This is a genomic window from Adhaeribacter rhizoryzae, from assembly GCF_008629685.1.
GTDB classification, from domain to species: Bacteria; Bacteroidota; Bacteroidia; order Cytophagales; family Hymenobacteraceae; genus Adhaeribacter; species Adhaeribacter rhizoryzae.
The window spans coordinates 1-22,485 of sequence record NZ_VWSF01000039.1 but is presented as its reverse complement, the minus strand read 5'-3'; the positions used below and the strand labels follow the sequence as shown (position 1 = coordinate 22,485).

Annotated in this window: 13 protein-coding genes; 6 read left to right on the top strand and 7 right to left on the bottom strand. The window is 44.7% G+C overall.

What is annotated here, in order from left to right:
• Positions 1-647: 647 nt before the first annotated feature.
• A complete protein-coding gene (eboE, locus tag F0145_RS25600; RefSeq protein ID WP_150093457.1) occupies positions 648-1,871 on the top strand; it encodes a metabolite traffic protein EboE in 1,224 nt (407 codons plus the stop codon).
• Positions 1,872-2,329: 458 nt separating this feature from the next.
• Entirely contained in the window at positions 2,330-3,703 is a 1,374-nt protein-coding gene (locus F0145_RS25595) for an alkaline phosphatase family protein (RefSeq protein ID WP_150093455.1), read from the top strand.
• Between the two features lie 73 nt (positions 3,704-3,776).
• Here the strand turns inward: F0145_RS25595 and F0145_RS25590 are convergent, their stop codons facing one another.
• The 4 genes from F0145_RS25590 to F0145_RS25575 form a co-directional block, all read right to left on the bottom strand.
• Positions 3,777-4,583: a transporter gene (locus F0145_RS25590; RefSeq protein WP_150093453.1), complete on the bottom strand. Its 807-nt coding sequence runs from the start codon at positions 4,581-4,583 to the stop codon at positions 3,777-3,779.
• A 331-nt stretch (positions 4,584-4,914) separates the two neighbouring features.
• A complete protein-coding gene (locus tag F0145_RS25585; RefSeq protein ID WP_150093451.1) occupies positions 4,915-5,286 on the bottom strand; it encodes a transmembrane 220 family protein in 372 nt (123 codons plus the stop codon).
• A gap of 360 nt (positions 5,287-5,646) precedes the next feature.
• Positions 5,647-6,885: an MFS transporter gene (locus F0145_RS25580; RefSeq protein ID WP_150093449.1), complete on the bottom strand. Its 1,239-nt coding sequence runs from the start codon at positions 6,883-6,885 to the stop codon at positions 5,647-5,649.
• Between the two features lie 80 nt (positions 6,886-6,965).
• On the bottom strand, positions 6,966-7,712 hold the full coding sequence (locus F0145_RS25575) for a 3-keto-disaccharide hydrolase (protein ID WP_223816240.1): 747 nt from the start codon (positions 7,710-7,712) through the stop codon (positions 6,966-6,968).
• A gap of 456 nt (positions 7,713-8,168) precedes the next feature.
• Here F0145_RS25575 and F0145_RS25570 point away from each other — a divergent pair, with 456 nt between their 5' ends.
• Positions 8,169-11,594, top strand: coding sequence for a ThuA domain-containing protein (locus tag F0145_RS25570; RefSeq protein WP_223816239.1), 3,426 nt, complete (start codon positions 8,169-8,171; stop codon positions 11,592-11,594).
• A gap of 369 nt (positions 11,595-11,963) precedes the next feature.
• Here F0145_RS25570 and F0145_RS25565 read toward each other — a convergent pair whose 3' ends face one another.
• The 3 genes from F0145_RS25565 to F0145_RS25555 form a co-directional block, all read right to left on the bottom strand.
• Positions 11,964-13,010 carry a sugar phosphate isomerase/epimerase family protein gene (locus F0145_RS25565; RefSeq protein ID WP_150093448.1) on the bottom strand — a complete coding sequence of 349 codons (1,047 nt, stop codon included), beginning with the start codon at positions 13,008-13,010 and terminating at the stop codon, positions 11,964-11,966.
• Positions 13,011-13,228: 218 nt separating this feature from the next.
• Positions 13,229-14,374, bottom strand: coding sequence for a Gfo/Idh/MocA family protein (locus tag F0145_RS25560; RefSeq protein ID WP_150093446.1), 1,146 nt, complete (start codon positions 14,372-14,374; stop codon positions 13,229-13,231).
• A 195-nt stretch (positions 14,375-14,569) separates the two neighbouring features.
• A complete protein-coding gene (locus F0145_RS25555; protein ID WP_150093465.1) occupies positions 14,570-15,709 on the bottom strand; it encodes a Gfo/Idh/MocA family protein in 1,140 nt (379 codons plus the stop codon).
• A 415-nt stretch (positions 15,710-16,124) separates the two neighbouring features.
• Here F0145_RS25555 and F0145_RS25550 point away from each other — a divergent pair, with 415 nt between their 5' ends.
• The 3 genes from F0145_RS25550 (at position 16,125) to F0145_RS25540 (ending at position 22,333) form a co-directional block, all read left to right on the top strand.
• Entirely contained in the window at positions 16,125-17,081 is a 957-nt protein-coding gene (locus F0145_RS25550; RefSeq protein ID WP_150093444.1) for a hydroxypyruvate isomerase family protein, read from the top strand.
• Between the two features lie 34 nt (positions 17,082-17,115).
• Positions 17,116-20,202: a PVC-type heme-binding CxxCH protein gene (locus F0145_RS25545; RefSeq protein ID WP_150093442.1), complete on the top strand. Its 3,087-nt coding sequence runs from the start codon at positions 17,116-17,118 to the stop codon at positions 20,200-20,202.
• Between the two features lie 163 nt (positions 20,203-20,365).
• Complete coding sequence (locus tag F0145_RS25540; RefSeq protein ID WP_150093440.1) at positions 20,366-22,333, top strand: AAA family ATPase; 1,968 nt, start codon at positions 20,366-20,368, stop codon at positions 22,331-22,333.
• Positions 22,334-22,485: the final 152 nt, after the last annotated feature.

The following is a 22,485-nucleotide window of genomic DNA, read 5'->3' as shown; positions in this document are numbered from 1 at the left end:
GTTATGCAGCAGACGGTAGTAACTCCGCTGCTCGGCTTCGCTCGCACTTAGCTGATGTATCACCACACTTTGCTTTTCTATTATCTTTTCTACTACTTGCTTGACCCGTCGCTCTATCCGAATATTGCTAAATATTGCATCTGCCATTTACCCCCAACAGCTCCCCGCTCCATTTTGTGTCCTAATCGTAGCCCCTACCCCCTCCAAAGGGGGACTTCGCAGAACCGGGTTCTCTTCTAACCGAAATACGGTTACTTTTTACTGATATGCTCAAATATTGTAACTCTTGGCAGTAGCTTGAGCGAGGAGGGTCTTTAAGAAGATGCTTTGCTAGGGTCTCGGTATGTAGCATTTCGTAACACAAAGAAAAAGATGAGCAGCTTAAGTGGATAAGCGGGGCCTACCAGAAGGCAACTTAGGCTTTTAAAGCTGGTTTACACCACTAGCGGGCAGAGCGTAAATCTGTTCAAAATAGAATTACCTAATTTGCAAAAATTCAAAAAGAACCTGTATAAAACAGAAGCTTTTTATTCCTTATCCTGCTCATTTATTTTAAATCAAGCCAGAAATATTTAAATTATTTAATACAACTTTGCTCCATTCCGGTTAACTTTCAGGCTGCTTACCACCCTAAATATTAGTTAACTATGAACATCGGTAAAGGCTATCATTTAACCTATTGCACCAATATTCATCCCGGCGAAAGCTGGGCCGCTGTTTTCGAAAGTCTTAAAACTTACCTGCTTCCGCTCAAGGAAAATATTTCGCCGGATAAACCATTTGGCATTGGCTTACGGCTTTCGGATAGAGCCAGCCAGGAACTGGAGCAAGAAAATAATTTGCCCGAATTTAAAAACTGGCTCTACGATAACGGCCTTTATGTACATATTATAAATGGTTTTCCGTTTGGCAACTTTCACCGCTCGGTGGTAAAAGACGACGTACACCAACCCGACTGGACCACGCCCGAACGGCTAAATTATACCAAACGGCTGGCCCGGATTTTATCTTTTTTATTACCCGAAGAACTGGATGGCGGCATTTCTACGTCGCCGCTGTCGTATAAGCCGTGGTTAGGTGATGATGCAGCCAAAACCGAGGAAGTATTCCGGCAATGCACCCAGCAACTAGCTGTTTTGGTCGAAGATTTATACCACCGCCGCAGCCATACTGGCAAACTGATTCACCTGGATATTGAGCCGGAACCCGATGGCTTGCTGGAAAACGGTACCGAATTTTTAAATTATTACGACCAATGGCTGCTGCCCCAGGTTACCGATTATTTGCAAAGCCGTTTGGGCATGAGCCAGGCAATGGCTACCGAAACCCTGAAAACACACATTCGGTTGTGTTACGATGTTTGCCATTTTGCCCTGACGTACGAGGAACCCGAAGCGGTATTTAACCAACTCGAAAAACGCGGCATAAAAGTAGGCCGGGTGCAGTTAAGCGCCGCCCTAAAGGCCGATTTACCAGCAAACCCAAGTAACCGGGAGGAATTAGCACGCCAGTTCGAACAATTTTCCGAATCGACGTACCTGCACCAGGTGCTGGTACGCAACCAAAACGGCACCATTAGCCACTATCCGGATTTACCCCAAGCCCTCGAACATTTCAATGATCCAGAAGCCGTGGAGTGGCGCTCGCATTTCCACGTACCCATTTTCCTGGACCGTTACAACCAATTGCAGTCTACCCAATCCGAAATTGTAAAAGTTCTGCGACTGCTCGAAGCCAAACAAGTAACCAAATACCTGGAGGTGGAAACGTATACCTGGAAAGTATTACCGCCAGAAATAAAGCAGGAACTAGGCGCCTCCATTCAGCGCGAATTGAAATGGGTGTTGCAGCACTTTAACGTACAGGAATAAATTTTACTGAGGGTAATATTGCTGTAAATAAACTTCTCTAAGAATCTTTTAACAGTCATTAGTCAATATCAACCTGTTTACTTAACCTGTTCGCTTAATTTTTTGTTAGGCTTTGAACCCATTGCTGTCATTCAGGAGGAAATTATTTGGTTACTTGCTAAATAGTTTCCTCTTGAATGACCGCAGTGGGTTACTTAACCTTAATATCATCAACTTTTACATTGGGCATTTTCAACTTTTTACATACAGCAGATTTTAGTCCTAGCACTAGTTAAGGTAATAATTTACAACTGCAATATTTATTTATACCAGAAGCCTGTACCCCAAACGGCTGCATTATTTATTGTACTTCCTTAAATTGCGGCGTATTCAATATTTGAAAACGCCTTTAAATATTTATTTCCCGGTTCCGACGTTTAAGAATGAGCCAACAGGCAATAAAAGAATTAGTTTAAAACATGCGCAAAACCATAGTTATAGATGTAGTAGGCTTAACTTCCAGCTTAATCGGTGAAAATACCCCTTTCCTGAAAAAGTGGTCGGAAGAAGCAAAATTAGCGAATGTAGGCCACGTACTGCCGGCGGTAACCTGTTCGGTACAAGCCACATACCTAACGGGCAAATGGCCCACTGAGCACGGTATTGTGGGCAACGGCTGGTATTTTAGAGATGAGTGCGAAATAAAATTATGGCGGCAATCGAATAAGCTGGTGCAGGCGCCCAAAATCTGGGAAGTAGCCAAAGCCCAGGACCCGACTTTTACCTGCGCCAATATTTGCTGGTGGTATGCCATGTACAGCGCCGCCGATTATACTGTAACGCCCCGACCGCAATATTTAGCCGATGGCCGCAAAATGCCCGATTGCTATACTTACCCCATGGAGCTTCGCGACCATTTGCAAGCGAAACTGGGCACTTTTCCGCTGTTCGATTATTGGGGGCCGAAAACCAATATTCGGTCGAGCCGCTACATTGCCAATGCCGCCATTGAGGTAGATAAACTGCACAACCCTACGCTTACCATGGTTTACCTGCCGCACCTCGATTACAACCCGCAGCGCCACGGCCCCGGACACAGTAGCATAAACCAGGATCTCCGCGAAATTGACGAGGTACTGAAAGACCTCATCACGCATTTTGAAAGCAAAGATGCCCAGGTAATTATTCTATCGGAGTATGGCATTACACACGTAAATCAGCCTATTCATATTAACCGGGCTTTGCGCCAAAACGGTTATATATCGGTGCGCGAAGAGCGGGGAACCGAGCTATTAGATGCCGGTACTTGCAAAGCCTTTGCGCTCGCCGACCACCAGATAGCGCACGTATACGTAAATGATTTAACAAATCTGGAAGAAGTACGCCAGCTAGTTGCGAGCTTACCGGGCGTAGAAAAAGTAATTGGTCCCGAAGAAAAAGCCGCTTACCACATAGACCACGAGCGTGCCGGCGAACTGGTAGCTGTAGCCGATAAAAATTCCTGGTTTACTTATTATTACTGGCTCGACGATGACCGGGCCCCCGACTTTGCCCGCATTGTTGATATTCACAAAAAACCCGGCTACGACCCGGTAGAAATGTTTACTAACCCGGATATTAAATTTTTAATACCCAAAGTAGGTTTTAAAGTACTAAAGAAAAAAATGGGCTTCCGGATGCTGATGGATATTATTCCGCTGGATGCCACCTTAATAAAAGGCTCGCACGGCCGCAAACCCGATAATGCTGCCGATGCTCCGGTTATTCTGAGCAAAAGCAAAAATTTATTGCCGGTTAATCAGGTAGAAGCAACCGAAGTTTTCAATATTATAATGGCCCATTTACAAGCATAATAAGTGTACTAAGCAAAAAAGCCCGCTACTTGCACCATGAAGTAGCGGGCTTTTTTTATTCTAAAAATAACCTTTACCGCGGAATTCGCCAGGAAATGCCACCACCTACTATATAATCCGGGGCCTGCTCATTCAGGCCAATGGCTCCTATTATATCGAGTTGTAAGTTAGGCAAAAGTTTAAATTCCAGGCCGGTATCAATGCCATGTTCGGCTTCTTCGGCTTTTGGTTTTTGCCCAAAAACTTCTGCAAACCAAATAAATTTATCAGTCAGTTTAAGGTTTCCGGTTACGGCGTACAATGCTTCTCCCCCGTAGGCCTCGTGGTCTCTGTGCTTGCGATATCCAACATTATATTGCACTTCAAACTTTTCCGAGAATTTATTGCTAAAAAGTACTCTTCCTTCGGGCGCAACATGCGGTGGCCGGAAACTTTTATTGCCGAAAGGCAAAGTAACGCTACCTAAAATACTAACCTGGGGAATGGCACCCTTGCCCCCAAATAATTTCACTTTAGTACCCACCATAATATCCGAGAATCCTTGTTTTACTTCTTCGGGTGTATTTCCAGATCCGGGATTACTTAACACATGAGCTCTTTCCTTTTTTAAATCGGCATTCAGGCGTAATTCCGCATTCTTTAAAATCCCAATCCGTATTAACGTTGTGGGGTCTAAATATTCTTTTTGGTCGCCAAATTCATCATGCGCTTTCAACAATTCTAAGCCCGATTCAATCTGTAAAGTACCCATTGGTACAACGGCAGCACCTTGAGAACGGGTGGGACGGTCGCTTTCCAATTCCGGCAGGTTTCCGTTTTGCGCAAAGGAATATATAGGCCCATAAAGGAACACCAGGCATACCGCAACTAATTTTTTCATCCGTTATTTCCTTTATCAGGCTAAATTTAGCCTTTATACGCCAAATCTCTATGGGAGTACAAGTTTGCCAGATTACGGCGGCCTAATGCCGGATATTGTTCAGGAAATTTCTTCTCAGATGTAAACAGTAAAAAGAACCAACCCGGATGTGCCCTTGGAAAAACAGTTTGCTAAAGAATTAAGCGGAGCGATTAGGCGCAGTTTCAGGTTCTGCTGTTCGGCAATGAGTGCGCCCTCATAATTAAAACCCAGGTCTTGCCTGAGTACTAATAAAAAAAGCAGCTACCCCACAAGCGGGTGTAGCTGCCTTTTCTCCTGAACAAAAAAGCTTTTACCGGCGAACGTGCGGTCTGAAATGCAACACCAGCCAGTAAATAAAAAGGGTAACAAAAACTAACCCGAGTCCCAGCGATTCTCTTCCTTCTTCAATGTTTACTGTTTTCATGCCGTTTCTTAATGCTACGCCTTCCCAATGCGCAGGCCACTGGTATATGGCGCCGGCAAAATAAAACAACGATGCCACTAGCAGTACCGACATTAATAAAGCCGGCCGCTGATCTTTAATCCGCCAAACAATAACTGATAATATAGCCGGAAACAGGTAGATTGGAATCCAAAGATGCGGGTCCGGGTCGTTGTATTGTACCACAGCACTGGCAACAAAAGCCAAAGCCATAATTATAGCAAAAACACGAATAGCCATAGATGTTATTTTAGTAGGTTTATGTTATTTATTAGAAAAACCAAATATATTAAATACTTTCATCTATCCTACAAGTAGGCTGTATTTTAAATACAACTTTCTGTTACCAGCAAGTTTAGCACGCTTACACTACTATTATACTAAAAAACAGAAAATTGTTTGCAACTACTGCTTAGGCGGACTTAATTATTAGCTTCCGAAGTAATTAATTTTTTGGCCGTTTAGTTTTTACCCGAACAACCAGGAACCTGGAAAACAAAAAGGCTGCTAAAAGTAGCAGCCTTTTCTTGTGGTGGATAATATAGTACTAATCTTTTATAGCAAACTGCGTTGGTATTAAACGCTGCCTACTACTTTAACTTAATGGTGTACTGCCATTTCTACTTCTTTCGTTCTTTTAGAATTTTTTTGCCAGAAGAACAAAATGGTAAATAGCACTATTAATATAGCCGGGAAGGCTATCATTTTTTGTAAGGTATCTTGTCCGGTAGCCAAATCCAAGGCATTGCCGGTCAATCCCTGGGCGGTAAATGCGGCTTTGGCATTATCAATCCAGCTACCAATGAATGGCTGAAAAATAGAGGAAGAGAACATACCCACAGCCCCAATAATAGACATACCCAAGGCGCTGCTTAAAGGAACTCTTTGGGCTACGGCACCAACCATTACCGGCCAGAAATAACAATAGCCAATAGCAAAAATAACGGCAGCTACATACGCCATAGGGCCAGTTACCGTACTAAATAAATAAATACCGAGGGCAGAGAATATGGCGCCGCCCAGCAAAACACCTGTTTGGCCAAGAGCTGCCACCACCGGACCAGCAAAAAATCTACCTACTGTTACCAAGCCGGCAGTTAAAGCTAATATTAACATAGGTTCGGCACCGCTGCTACCCAAAATAATACCTACCCATTGGCCAGGACCAAATTCTGTGATAGCGGTTAAGGCCATACAAACAATCAGGAATAAGTAAAGCGGGCTAAACATAGCTCGGAGGTTTTGGCCAATAGAAGTAGCTCCTTCCACTTTTGGTTTCGGGAAAGCTTTTCCGAAAAACAAAAAGGCGTAGATAACGGCCGGCACCACAATAATCCACATTTGGGCTTGCCAGGAGAATCCTAAGTTGGTCATGATATTGGAGATAAGCGACCCAACCAAAATACCACCCGGGAACCACATGTGGAACCGGTTAAGCATTTTATTCATCTGAACACCCGAGTACATATCGGCAATCATGGGGTTACAGGCTGCTTCGGTACAACCGTTTGCAATACCAATTAAAAGCGTTGAAATAAGTAAGGTGGTATACCCCCCGGCAAATATGGTTAGTAAAATACCTAATGCGTGGGCCACAAAAGCAATATTCATGATAATTCTAGGACCAACTGAATGGTAAACCAGGCCCCCGATAACCATTGAAATAGGGAAACCTAAGAACCACATGGAGTTAATAAATCCTAACTGTTCGGCCGACAAGCCAAATTCGGCACCTAATTGTGGTAAAATCCCGGCTCTGATAGAAAAGGTAAAACCTGTGGTGATGAGGGCAAAGCAACTCCCATAAAACAGAGCGCTTCTGTTAATGTTCTCGTTCATTAAATTTAGTTTTTTAAGTTTATAATGTGGAAGTAAGTATAGCGCGACTTAAACATCTCTTATTTAAATTAAGTTAAAAATTAAAGCTGACGGATTTTAATATTTTTATACCACACTTTATCGCCGTGGTCTTGCAAAGCAATATGGCCTTTTTTAATGCGGCCGTAACCCGGCAAGGTGGCAAATTTGCTGCCTTTTACCAAAGCTTCCCACTCCGGGCTGCCTAATTGGTACTCTACTACTTTTTTGCCGTTAAGCCAGTGTTCTACGTGACCTTTATTTACTACTAATCGAACGGTGTTCCATTGTCCGGCTGGTTTTACAGCTGGCGTCGATAACGGAATCATATCGTAATTAGAACCGGCCTGGCGGTTACCGTTTTTGCCTTGTTTAGCATCCGGATGCCGTTCATCGTCGAGCACCTGCATTTCGGGGCCGGTGTGGTAAGTAGCTTTATACTGCGGATCTTCCGACACATTATAAATAATGCCGCTGTTGCCACCTTCCGATATTTTCCAGTCCAGCATTAACTCGTAATTTTCGTATTGATTTTTGGTAAGAATATCACCGCCGCCTTTACCAGTTAAGGCTATGGCGCCATCTTCTATCTGCCACGCAGTAGGTACGTTATCTTTCCGGTACCCCCGCCATTGGTCCATCGACTTACCATCAAACAAAAGTGTCCAGCCGGCAGCTTTTTCAGCTTTGGTTAAAGTGTTAGCGGCTTTGCCTGCTGTCTTTTTGGCTTGTGCAGCCAGTGTGTACGATAAACAAATGGCCAGCGCAAAAGCAGCCATAAACTTTAAATTACTTAAAATCTTTCTCATTTGAGGGTAAACTTACCTTTTATTATTGTTCAAATTCGATTAAAAATAAAGAAATTAAAAGAATATGACCTAATAATTTAACCAAGTATTTGTTTAATTTTTTTCGTTTTTTACTTTTTACAACAATATTATTATTCAGCTAAAACGTTTTAAACAAACCGCCAAAAAAATTACTTATTTATCAACAACCTTTAAAATCATTTTTTACCTGCATAAATACCAGCAGAATTTTATTGGTTTTTAAACCTACCTAATTGCCTACTTTAAATAATTTATAAAACTTAAAGTAAAAAGCACAACGGAAAAATATAAATTTAAGTAGTTATAAAGCAGAACCCCGAAATATTCTGTTGCATTTACATTTTATAATTATTCCACAATGTCTTACATTTAGAGGTGAATTTGAAACGTTACATATTAAACCACCCAATTAAAATAATCAGTTAAACAAACAAAATGAAAATTAAAAATTATCGGCGGCTATTGGCCGGAAGTTTATTTGCATTAATGGTTTTCGCCTTTTTTGCTTTTAGCAAACTTCTGGTTCAGCCCAAAATCCTTATTTTTAGTAAAACCAGCGGTTTTTACCATACTTCCATTCCCAAAGGCAGAATTGCCTTAATGCAACTGGCGCGTGAAAACAACATGGAAGCGGATACCACCACCAACCCGGCGGCGTTTACCGATGCCAATTTGAAAAATTATGCGGCTGTTATTTTTTTAAGTACTACCGGCGATGTACTTAATAATGCCCAGGAAGCGGCTTTTGAACGCTACATTCAGGCCGGTGGCGGCTTTGTAGGTGTTCACGCGGCCGCCGACACCGAATACGACTGGGGCTGGTACGGCCGGTTGGTAGGCGCTTACTTCCTCAACCATCCGAAACAACAGGACGCCGTAATTCAGGTAACCAACCGCAAACACATTTCTACCAAACATTTGCCTAAAAAATGGAAACGCTGGGACGAATGGTATAGCTACAAAAATATTAACCCGGCTATTAAAGTGCTGATGAACCTGGATGAGACTACTTATGAAGGTGGTAAAAACGGCAAAAATCACCCGATAGCCTGGTACCACGAGTACGATGGCGGCCGCGCTTTTTACACCGGCCTGGGCCATACCGACGAATCGTATGTAGAACCACAGTTTCTGAAACATTTGTTAGGCGGTATTCAATACGCCATTGGTAAAAACATAACGTTAGATTATGCCAAAGCTAAAACCCAGAACGTACCCGAAGACGATCGTTTTGTTAAAACCTTATTAGCCCAGGGCGGCTTTACCGAACCTACCGAAATGGCAATTTTGCCAAACTTTGATATATTGGTAGGTCAGCGCCGGGGCGAACTAATGCTTTATACCCAGAAAACCGGCGAGGTAAAAGAAGTTGCCAACCTGAATGTATTTTTTAAGAGTACTACCATGCAGGGTCCGGGCAATGCCGAAGAAGGTTTAATGGGTTTGGCGGCCGATCCGGATTACGCTACCAACAATTACATTTATGTATATTATGCCCCTGCCGATAAAGTAGTAAACCGGTTATCGCGTTTTGTATTCCGAAACGGTACTTTAGACAAAGCTTCGGAAAAAATGATTCTGGAGGTTACCACCGATCGCCATATTTGCTGCCACACCGGCGGTTCTATTGCGTTTGGCCCCAATAAATTATTATACCTTTCTACCGGCGATAACTCTACCCCTTTCGATAAACCCAAATCGAAGTACGTAAACTCGGGTTATGCGCCGCTGAACGACCAGCCCGGCGACAAGCAATACGATGTGCGCCGCTCATCTGGTAACACCAACGATTTAAGAGGTAAAATCTTACGCCTTAAAATTAACCCTGATGGCAGCTACGATATTCCGCAAGGCAATTTATTCCCGAAAGGAACCGAAAAAACCCGCCCCGAAATTTATACCATGGGCCACCGCAACCCATACCGGATTTCGATAGATCAGAAAAAGAATGTGTTGTACTGGGGTGAAGTAGGACCCGATGCCCGTGCAGACAGTATGGCCACTCGTGGCCCTAAAGGCTACGACGAGGTAAACCGGGCGGCAAAAGCTGGTAACTATGGCTGGCCTTATTTTATTGGCAATAATTATCCTTACCGCGAGTTCGATTATGCTACCGGTAAATCCGGCGCAGCTTTCGATCCGGCCAAACCGGTTAATAATTCAAAAAATAATACCGGTCTTACCCAATTGCCACCCACTACCCCGGCTTTTATCTGGTATCCTTACGACGAATCAAGAGACTTCCCGCAGGTAGGTGCTGGTGGCCGTAACGCCATGACTGGCCCCGTTTATTACTCCGAAATGTTCCCGGCGGCTACGCGTTACCCCTCTTATTTTGATGGTAAATTAATTATTTACGACTGGATTCGGGACTGGATAAAATTTGTAACCATTACGCCCGATGGCAAATACGATAAAATGGAGCCGTTTATGCAAAATGCAAAACTGGCTTCGGTTATTGATATGGAAGTAGGTCCGGACGGACGCTTGTACTTGCTGGAATACGGCAAAGGCTGGTTCACGAAAAACCCGGATGCTGGTCTTTCGCGCGTTGATTATTTAGCGGGTAACCGTCCGCCTAAAGTTTCTAACCTGGAAGTAGATAAACTAAACGGCAACTTACCTTTTACTTTTACCGCCAGCCTAACCGCCACCGACCCGGAAAAAGATGCCCTGACTTACATTTGGACCATTGGTAACGAAACCAAAGAAACCAAGGAGCCTCGTTTGCAGCACACCATTACCAAAGCCGGCGATTATAAAATAAGCGTAAAGGTACAGGATACAGAAAAAGCATTTAGCACCAGCAATACCGTAGAAGTTTACGCCGGTAATGCCCAGCCTATGGTAAATATTAACCTGCAAGGCAACCGCTCTTTCTACTTCCCGAACAAACCGGTAGTATATAATATTAAAGTTAATGATCCGGGTGCCAAAGTAGACATGAAAAACCTGCACGTAACCTCTGATTTTATTCAGGGAAGAGATTTGGCTTCGGCTTCTACCGGTCACCAGATTATTTCGGAAGCGATTCAGGGCCGCAACATCATGTTAAATTCTGATTGTAAAGCCTGCCACGCCATTACCGAAAAATCGATTGGACCGTCGTTTACCGAGGTAGCCAAAAAATACCAGAAAGATACCCGGGCACATGAATATTTAGCCTCTAAAATTATTAAAGGTGGTAGCGGTGTATGGGGTGGCAACGTAATGCCGGCCCACTTAACCATGCCCGAAGGTGATGTTCGGCAGATTGTAACCTGGGTTTTAACCTTAGCGGATGCTGGAAATGCGAAAGCCAGCTTGCCGGCCAGCGGCAAAATAACGCCTGCCTTAAACGAGCAAAAGAAACAGGAAAATGTATTCCGGTTAATTGCCACCTACACCGACAACGGCGGACCGGGTGGCATTAGCCCACTGGCTGGTTCCGGTTCTATCTACCTGCGCAACAACGTAATGGATGTGCGCGACTTAACCCAAGCACAAGGCTTTGCCAGAAGAGACTCGGCTGGTGCGGCTTACCTGGTACTACCTAACAACCAAGGCGTAATAAAAGCCGGACAACTGGATTTAAATGGCATTAACCGGCTAGAGCTAACTGCCTTTAGTGGTATGCGTCCTGGTACTTACCAGGTAGAACTCAGAAGCGGCAAACCTAACGGAACGCTCCTGGCCCAAGCCCAGATGAATTTACCGGGTAATCGCCAACGGGCAACCACCAGCGTACCGCTCCAGAAAAATGGTAATGGCAACGGCGAAGGCTCCGGTTCAGAACCATTACAGGATATTTATTTAGTAGTGAAGCAGCAGCAATCCGGTGGCCGGGCCTTGCTCAAAACCATTAGCTTTATTCCGGAATAAATATTCTGAGTTAAAAATAGCGTAAATAAAATAACCGCTTCTGGTTCGGGTAATTACCCTTCAGAAGCGGTTATTTTTTTGAGTGTACGCTGATAAGGAACACCCCGCGTATAAAATAAATCTGAGTAAAAAGAAATTATCAATCACTAATGGGCCTAAGCAATCCACTCGTGTCATTCAGGAGGAACCTATTTGGCAGGCAGCTAAATAGGTTCCTCCTGAATGACACGAGTGGGTTCCAACGACTAAATAAACGCCAGCAATTTTTGCTAGGATTTTCGTTCTTGTGTTAACTAATTTCAGCACGAGTTAAATCAAATAAAAAAGCCTGTTACTAAACAGGCTTTTTTATTATCAAGAAAATAGATTTTACTCTAAACCTAATACCTTGCGGTTATAAGCTTCATCAGAACCAGTGCTGGCAAAGTCGTCGAAAGCGCGTTCGGTGCGACGGATCATGTGCTGCTGAATAAACGGAGCACCTTCGCGGGCACCATCTTCCGGATGCTTCAGGGCACACTCCCACTCTAGCACGGCCCAGCCTTCGTAATTATATTGTGCCAGTTTGCTAAACACTGATTTAAAGTCTACCTGTCCATCGCCCAACGAACGGAAACGGCCCGGACGGTTTACCCAATCCTGGTAGCCACCGTACACACCGGAACGACCATTCGGGTTAAACTCGGCATCCTTCACGTGGAACATCTTAATAAATTCGTGATAAATATCGATGTAAGCCAGGTAATCTAGTTGCTGCAGCACGAAATGGCTTGGATCGTAGAGCAGGTTTACGCGCTTGTGGTTGCCGGTTGCTTCCAGGAAACGCTCGAAGGTAATACCATCGTGCAGGTCTTCGCCCGGGTGAATTTCGTAGCAAACATCCACGCCGTTTTCATCAAAAGCATTCAGAATAGGCAACCAACGATCGGCGAGTTCTTTAAAGCCGGTTTCTACCAGACCAGCCGGGCGTTGCGGCCACGGGTAAACGGTATGCCACAACAAAGCGCCCGAAAAAGTAGCATGGGCATTTATTCCTAAATTCCGGCTAGCCTTAGCCGCGTATTTTAATTGCTGTACGGCCCATTCGGTCCGGGCTTTCGGGTTGTTGTGGTATTCTTTAGGCGCAAACCCATCGAACATGCTGTCGTAAGCCGGGTGTACCGCTACTAACTGCCCTTGTAAGTGCGTAGAAAGCTCAGTTATTTCTAAGCCATTGGCCTGCGCTACACCTTTTAATTCATCGGCATAAGTTTGACTTTCGGCCAGTTTTTGCAAATCTACTAATTGGGTAACCCAGGTTGGGAGTTGCACCCCTTTGTAACCTAAACCAGCCGCCCATTTACACATATTCTCGAAAGAATTAAAGGGGGCCTCATTGCCCGCAAATTGGGCTAAAAATATTCCGGGTCCTTTCATATTTGAATTTTTAAATCCGCAGCCTAAGGCCACAGCGTATTGTTAATAAAAAATTTATTAAAAGACTTAAGTACTGTTAAAGTACCGGTTAAGCAGCAATCATTGCAAAGATTAAAGAAATCAAACCCTGTCATTCAGGAGGAAACTTGTTAGCAAAACACCAACAAGTTTCCTCCTGAATGACAGCGTTGAACTTCATCCTATTGTAATTTATTTCACTAAACCGCTACCCAGGCTTGCTTCCGGTTCGATTCTAAGATGCGCTCGCAAATAAGTAATTCGCGGTAACCATCGGCGAAAGTCGGGAACGTTGGGTTTTCGGGTTGCTTACCGGTTTCAATAGCCGCGTAAACTTCTTTAAATAATTGTTTCGAAGTATCGGGGAAACCTTCGTTGTGGCCGCCGGGGAACGTAATAACCGAACGTACTTCGGGGTGAACCAGCGAAGGATCACGCATCAGTACCTGGTTGGCACCGTCGCGGTTACCAATCCACATTTCGTTAGGCGCTTCGGAGTTCCAGGCAAACGTGGTTTTAGAACCGGCAATTTCCAGTTTCATCTGGTTTTTGCGGCCAGCCGATACCTGCGATACCGTAATAACACCACTGTTGCCGTTATCGAAACGCAGCAATACGTTAGCGTGGTCTTCGGTATTTATTTCAACATCGGCGTAATCTTCTGGCGTTAGTATTTTGCCGGAATAAGTTTCTACGGGCTTCAACGGTTTTTTGCGGGTTTTATGGATGGTGGTAAAATCAGCCATTACCGAAGTGGTTTTCAGGCCGGTAATATATTCCAGCACATCCATTAAATGCGAGCCAATATCCGCAATTGCCCGCGAATCGCCGGATTTATCTGGTTCTAAGCGCCAGTTGTAGTCTGTGTTGTAAAACAGCCAATCTTGCAGGTAAGAGCCAATAAATGAATAAATATCGCCTAATTCGCCTTTTTCGCGCATGGCTCTCATCTGGCGCACCAGCGGGTAATAACGCAGGTTAAAATGTACCGCATTTACCAAACCGGATTGGGAGGCAATGCTCACCAGTTCTTCGGCTTCTTCTAAATTTTTAGCCAGTGGCTTTTCGCAAACTACGTGCTTGCCAGCTTGTAAAGCCGCTTTCGATTGCGAATAGTGCAGGAAGTTAGGCGTACAAATATGTACACTGGTAATATCATCCTGTTTTAATAAGTCTTCGAAGGTATAATAACGCTCAATGCCTAGGCCTTCGGCTTTTTGCTTAGCTAATTCTTCGGTTATCTCGCACAAGGCGGCTACTTCTACGTTCGGAAGCCGTCGAAGGGCTTCGATATGAGCCGGGCCAATAAAACCCGTTCCTACTACACCTACTTTAATTTTCTTCATAGTGGATTTAAATGAATTACTATTTTTTAGGTTGATTTTTTTATTTGAATAATGTTTTTTGCTACATAACAATAATACCAATCCGGCATTTGGAGGCCAAATTTGTCATTCAGAAGGAAACTATGTTGTTACTTACCAAATAGTTTCCTCCTGAATGACACAAATGAGTTACTTAAGCCTCTTGAACCAAAATACCTACACTACAAGTTTTGTCCATTTCTCGTTAGAGTTAGCCGAAGCCAGACAAGTATCGATAAAGGCTAAGCCCCGGATACCTTCTTCAATACCAGGAAAATCGGTGTAAAGCGGGTTAGGTTCCTGGCCGGTCATGCGGGCCTTGAGCGTATAGGCAAAGTTGCGGTACAAGTTAGCGAAGGCTTCTAAAAATGCTTCGGGGTGGCCGGCCGGAATACGGGTATGCGCCTTGGCCGCTTCGGATAAATTGCCTACCCCGGTCCGTATGCGGCGGGCACCGTCCTGGTTGGTTTTATAAATAAGCGTATTGGGCTCCATCTGCCACCACTGCAAACCGCCAAATTCGCCGTATATTCTAATATTAAAATCGTTTTCTTCGCCGTTGGCAATCTGGCTTGCGTGCAATACCCCTTTAGCGCCGTTCTCAAAACGCAGCAACACATTGCCATCATCTTCTAACCGGCGGCCTTCTACAAAAGTGGTTAAATCAGCGCAAAGCTCAGTTATTTTCAGGCCGGTAATATATTCGGCCATATTTTCGGCGTGGGTACCAATATCGCCCATGCAACCGGCCGCCCCCGAACGAGCCGGGTCGGTGCGCCAATCGGCTTGCTTATTGCCGGTAGCTTCCAGCAGCTGCGCCAGCCAACCCTGCGGATATTCTACAATCACTTTCCGGATTTCACCTAGTTTGCCGCTTTTAATTATTTCGCGGGCTTCTTTTACCATGGGGTAACCGGTGTAATTGTGGGTCAGGCAAAACAACATGCCCGTGCGCGCTATTACTTCTTTTAACTCCAATGCTTCGGGCAAATTAAGGGTTACCGGTTTGTCGCATACCACATGAAACCCGTTTTCCAAAGCCATTTTGGCCGGCGCAAAGTGCATGTGGTTAGGCGTTACAATCGATACAAAATCCATGCGTTCGCCTTCGGGCAATTCTTTTTCCCGCTGAATCATTTCCTCGAAATTGGCATACACGCGGTTTTCCGGCAAGTATAAATCGGAGCCAGACGCACGGGAACGTTCGGGGTCGCTGCTAAAAGCGCCGCATACCAGTTCAATTTCTCCGTCTAAGGTAGCGGCCATCCGGTGAACCGACCCAATGAAGGCGCCCCGGCCACCTCCAACCATACCCATTCTCAGTCTTCTATTCATAGTCTGTTGTGTTACTTTAGGTTAAGATTTTGATTTTAAATTAATCAAAAATATTGCTGCTTCTATTCGAAGTTAAGCGTCTAAAACTACTATTAAATATATTAAATAAGAATACCGGCCTTATTTTTTTAATGCTATTTCGCCGGTTAATTTCTTCATCAACCTGGGTTTAAAGCCAATAGGTTTAAAGCCCAGGCTCTCTCGTTTAGAAATTATCAACGAAATATTTAAACTTTAAAAAGTATATCACTAAAACAACGAAGCAGTTAAATATTTTGTAAATTTTACAAGAAGTCTTCTCCTATACCGCATTGTTTTTAAATATATCTTTTACTTTAGCTAAGTTTATCTACCAACTAATTAAAATATTCAACCTATCAACACGAAACTTACTCTTATGAAACGTCGGGATTTTGTTACGAAAACACTTGCAGCCGGTTCAACGGCTTTAGCCATGAGCACATCGGTTCTGGGCGCTTCGGCGGCTCTGCCTTTTGTAAAAGGACCGTTGGCCCCTACCCCGGCCGCTCCTAAACGCAAATTTAAATTAAACTATGCCCCCCATTTTGGCATGTTTAAAAATTTGTCCGGCGATGACCTGATAAAACAATTACAATTTATGGCCGACCAGGGATTTACCGCCCTCGAAGATAATGGCATGATGGGCCGCCCAGCCGACGTGCAGGAAAAAATTGGCAAAGAACTGGCCCGGCTGAACATGACCATGGGTGTATTTGTGGTTGATAAAGGTGGCAACGGCGCCAATACCTTGGCGGCCAGCAAACCCGAACACGTAGAAATATTCCTGAACGGCTGTAAACGTGCTGTAGAAACCGCCAAGCGCGTAAATGCCAAATGGGTAACCGTAGTGCCCGGCAACTTCGACCGCAATTTACCCATTGGCGTGCAAACCGGTAACGTAATTGAAGCCCTGCGCCGTGGCGCCGAAATATTGGAGCCGCACGGCATTACCATGGTACTGGAGCCGCTCAGCGATTCGCCGGACCTTTTCCTGCGTACCTCCGACCAAACTTACATGATTTGCAAAGGCGTCAACAGCCCGTCGTGTAAAATATTGTTCGATATTTATCATATGCAGAAAAACGAGGGCCGCATTATTTATAACATGGACCGGACCTGGAATGAGATTGCTTATATACAAGTAGGCGACGAGCCGGGCCGGAAAGAGCCGGGTACCGGCGAAATAAATTATCGCAACGTGTTTAAACACATTTACAACAAAGGCTTTAAAGGCGTAGTAGGTATGGAACACGGCAACTCCATGCCCGATAAAAAAGGTGACCAGGCGGTGATCGATGCTTACGTACAGGCCGATAGTTTTACCATCTCTTAAAATTTGCTTTGTCTTTTTGCTTTAATATTTTTCCATGTACCAGAATTTTCTGAAAAATTTATCGGCTCGTTTGCCGCAAATTACCCGGCACCGGTTTTTTAAACCGGGTGCCGGCCTTACGCTTACTGCCTTTATGGCGGTGAGTGTGGCTTTTAACCCCGGCAAAAGTCTCCTGCCCGTAGCCGACCCGGATACTGATGGGCTGGAAACGGCGGCCGGCCTGGAAACTAAGGTATTTGCCACGGCCCCCATGACCCTGAACCTGACCAACATGGATATTGATGCCAAAGGCCGGGTGTGGGTAACTGAAGCCGTAAATTACCGTTTGCAGCACAATCCCAAAAACCAGGCTCGCCCTGAAGGTGATCGCATTCTGATTCTAGAGGACGTGGACGGTGACGGCAAAGCCGATAAACAGAAAGTTTTTTACCAGGGAAAAGACGTGGATGCTGCTTTGGGCATAGCTGTACTGGGGAATAAAGTAATTGTTTCGGCTTCGCCCAATGTGTTTGTTTTTACCGATACCGATGGCGACGACAAAGCAGATAAAAAAGAATTATTATTTACCGGCATTGGCGGCGAACAGCACGACCACGGCATGCACACTTTTACCTTTGGCCCGGATGGGAAATTATATTTCAACTTTGGCAACGAAGGCAAGCAAATAAAAGACAAAAACGGCAACCCTATTAAAGACCAGGCCGGCAACGTAGTGGCCGATAACGGCAAGCCTTACCGCCAGGGCATGATATTCCGTTGTAACCCCGATGGTTCTGAATTTGAAGTACTGGCCCACAACTTCCGGAATAATTACGAGGTAGCCGTAGACTCTTACGGTACTTTGTGGCAATCTGATAACGACGACGATGGTAACCGGGGTGTGCGCATAAATTACGTGCTGCCGTACGGCAACTACGGCTACCAGGACGAGAAAACCGGGGCGGGTTGGAGTGCTTACCGTACCGGCCTGGAGCCCGAAATTCCACTGCGCCACTGGCACCTGAACGACCCGGGAGTAGTACCAAATTTATTGCAAACCGGCGCTGGTTCTCCAACTGGTATGCTGGTTTACGAAGGCAAATTATTACCTGCCCCGTTCCAAAACCAGATGATTCACGCGGATGCCGGCCCTAACGTGGTGCGGGCCTACCCGGTAACGCCGGAAGGTGCTGGTTACAAAGCCGAGATAGTGAATATTGTAAAAGGCGTAAAAGACCAGTGGTTCCGGCCATCGGATGTTACGGCAGCGCCGGATGGTTCTTTGTTTATTGCGGATTGGTACGATCCGGGCGTAGGCGGGCACCAGCAAGGCGAAGTGGAGAAAGGCCGGGTTTTCCGGGTTGCGCCACCCAATACGCCTTATACGGTGCCAAAATTCGATGTAAGTTCTGCCAAAGGTGCGGTACAAGCTTTGCAAAGCCCCAACCTGGAAACCCGCTACTTAGCCTGGACCAGTTTGCACCAGATGGGCCGCAAAGCCGAAAAAGAGCTAACTAAATTATGGAAATCCGGCGAATCGCGTCAACGGGCGCGGGCCTTGTGGTTGCTGAGTAAAATAGATGGCCGGGGTCAGAAATACATTGATCAGGCGCTAAAAGATGCCGACACCAATATCCGGATTACCGGCTTACGCGCTGCGCAACAGTTAAAAATGGATGTTACCCCTATTCTGAAAAGTTTAGCGAAAGACCCGAATCCGCACATCCGGCGCGAAGTAGCCGTAGCCCTGCGTTACAATAAATCTCCGGAAGCAGCAGGTATCTGGGCCGATTTAGCCAGCCAGTACGATGGCCAGGATCGCTGGTACCTCGAAGCATTGGGGGTAGCGGCTGACTTACAAGCCGACGCATTCTTCCGGGCCTGGGCAAGTAAAGGTGGCGCTGATGTTACAAAAGCGGCCGACCGCGATATTATCTGGCGCAGCCGTTCTGCAGAGGCCTTACCCAAACTGGCGCAAATTATAAATACCACAACCAAGCCAGCCGATTTAAACCGTTACTTCCGCGCTTTCGATTTCCACGAAAACACAACTGCGAAGCAGCAAACCTTAGCGGGCTTGCTTGATGGCAACAGCCCGGTGCAGGGGCAAATAACAGCGTTGGCTTTACAGCACAGCGACAGCAAAGCCGTACAAAATAATCCGAAGTACCAGGCTGCCCTAAAACGCACTATTGACAGCGCCAAAGGTTCGCGCAAATTTGTGCTGCTCCTGAGCCAGTATAGCTTGCCGGAGTACAACCCGGATTTAGCGGCTTTAGCCATAGCCAAACCCGATAGTGCCATTGGCCGCGATGCCGCCCGGGCTCTCGTACAAGCCGGTGGGGCTAACCTCATTAAGCAGGCCCTCGATAGCAAAGACCCAAAAGTAGCCATGGCCATGCTCAACGCCGCTGGTGCTGTAGAAAATCGCCAGATTAAAGAGTTATTAGAGCCAATTGTACAGGATAAGAAACGCCCGATGGAAATGCGCCGCCAAGCTTTACGGCGGTTAGCATCTGGCTGGAGCGGCGAAGAACATCTGGTAGCCATGGTGAAAAATAAAAAAGTGCCCGCCGATATGGAAGATACCGCGGCCGATATTTTGCTGCGCTCCTGGCGGCCCGAAATAAAAGAAGTAGCAGCGCTTTACTTTAAAAAACCGTCCCGCGAAGGTAAACCATTAGCGCCAGTAAGCCAGTTGGCCGCCATGTCCGGCGATGTAGCCAGTGGTAAAGCGGTATTTACCCAATCGTGTGGCGTGTGCCACAAAGCCAACGAGCTGGGTGCTGCCTTTGGGCCGGAACTTTCCGAAATTGGCAGTAAATTACCGAAAGTAGCTATTTATAACGCCATTCTGCACCCCGATGCTGGTATTAGCTTTGGTTTTGAAGGCTACAAAGTTAAACTAAAAGACGGCACCGAGTTAGCCGGCATTATTGCCAGCCAAACCGAAGACAAATTAGACCTGCGTTTACCCGGCGGTACCGTAATGAACGTGCCTTTAAAAAATGTAGTATCTAAAAAGCAAATGGAAAACTCGCTGATGCCCGCCAACCTGCAACAAGGCATGACCGAAAAAGAACTGGTAAACTTAGTTGAATATTTAGCTTCACTTAAAAAAGTATCAACGGCTAAACAGTAAATATTACTGGTATGCAACAGAAAAAGCCCGGACATGTGTCCGGGCTTTTTATTTAGGTTCAAAAATGCTCTTGTATTCATCATTACAACTTTTAGGATAACAGCACTGTATACAATGTTTTTTGTAACTTCCGCACCAATAAATATCTAAACAAATCAACATTATGCGCATTCGTTCGATTCGTGTTGAAAACTTCCGTGCAATTCGATTTTTAGAGTTAAAAGATTTACCAAATGCTATTGTAGTTGCAGGCCCCAATGGATGTGGAAAGTCAAGTTTATTTGATGCTATTCGTCTTCTTAAATCCGCATATGGTCAGTACCATCAAAATGAGTTTCAATCTTGGTTTAGTGAATTTCAAATTAATATTCACAGGATACAGAAAGAAGCAAATCGATTTTTACATAATCCTAACAAACCACTTTACATCAAGGCCGAATTTGAAATAAGTGAGAACGAAAGAACATTTTTGCGCAATAATATTAATGAACTTGTTCTCCAAATGACCATAGCTCAACATCAACAAAACCATGTAATATATGGTCAGACTATCACCAATCCTATAGAAAGACGTGCCCAAGTCCCGATTATTGAAGCTTTTATAAACAGCTTGGAGCATTGCATAGATAATCCCATTCATGTGGCACAACTTTCCATGGACATCTTAGGAAATGTAGACGTTACACCATCTCCAATCGTTGAACTTATATTTAGTACATATCAACCTAAAGATATTGGTGTTATTGATTACCATGGTGCCGATAGAACTTATGTCAGAGAACAGGTAGGGGGAATTAATCTTCAAATAGAGGAGCTAAAACAAAGAAATAGCCAACATGCGCTTTACAATACTCAAAATAAATACCAAGGTGTTAAAACAGAGATGGCTCAGTCATTCGTTCGCCAGCTACTTGCCCGAGAAGCTGGTATTCCAATACCAAAGGAGGATGACCTGAAACTAACCCTTGATGAATTATTTAGTATTTTCTTCCCTGGTAAAAAGTTCTTAGGAGCAATTCCCACGGCTGATGGAGGATTAAGTTTTCCGGTTGAACTTGAAAATGGATCTAAGCATGATATTAATGAGTTAAGTTCGGGAGAAAAGGAGGTATTACTTGGTTACTTGCGCCTTCGAAACAATGCTCCAAGAAATTCTATCATCCTAATTGATGAACCAGAGCTTCATTTAAATCCTCGCCTTATCCGTGGCCTACCAAGATTTTACCAAAAACACCTCGGCGATGCTCTAGGGAATCAACTTTTGCTTATTACGCACTCAGATACCCTGCTTCGCGAAGCGGTAGATGAACCATCCTATCGTGTATACCATATGCATGCCGCATATTCAACTCCTGAGGGTTCTAATCAATTAGATTCTGTATCTGTTTCTGCGGAAGTGGAGCGAGCTGTAATAGATCTTATGGGCGATTTAGCTACTTATAGTCCAAGGTCAAAAGTGGTGCTCCTCGAAGGAGAGGACTCCGAAGTTGATGAAAATATACTTAAAGAATTATTTCCAGGATTTGTAGAACGAGTTAATCTTTTATCAGTTGGAAATAAACGTCGAGTAGGAGCGATCCATGATATTCTTGAGCGTGCTGCACAAGGTGGAAAGCTGGACGCTAGATTTTATTCTATTGTTGACCAAGACTTTGGTGGAAACGATTTGGTAGATTCTCACAGAAGATTTTGTTGGGATGTTTACCATATTGAAAATTACCTGCTTGAACCACGTTTTATTCAAGAGGCAATGCGAAGTTTAATCTTGGGGAAGCCAGTACCTAGTGAATCAGAAATATTGAGTTCATTAAAAAAATGTGCAGAAGCAACAATTGACAATATAGTAAGAATTAAAATGGAGCAATATGTCAACGGAGAACTGGTGAGTTGCATATCTACTAAGTTTGATCCTAAAACCCCATTAGCCTCAGGCTTCAGAAAGGTAGCAGAAAGTTCCTTTGAACGTATGAAGAAAGCTTTAGATAAACTTTCACATGATTTTCTCCTAGTTGAAGAACAGAGAATTAAAGGAGAACTTACGTCTGCTCTTTCAGATGATAGTTGGAGAAATAGGTTTAGAGGAAGGGATAAACTTTTGGAGTTTTCCTCCCAATATAAGAGCTACGATTAGGACACAAAATGGAGCGGGGAGCTGTTGGAGGTAAATGGCAGATGCAATATTTAGCAACATTCGGATAGAGCGACGGGTCAAGCAAGTAGTAGAAAAGATAATAGAAAAGCAAAGTGTGGTGATACATCAGCTAAGTGCGAGCGAAGCCGAGC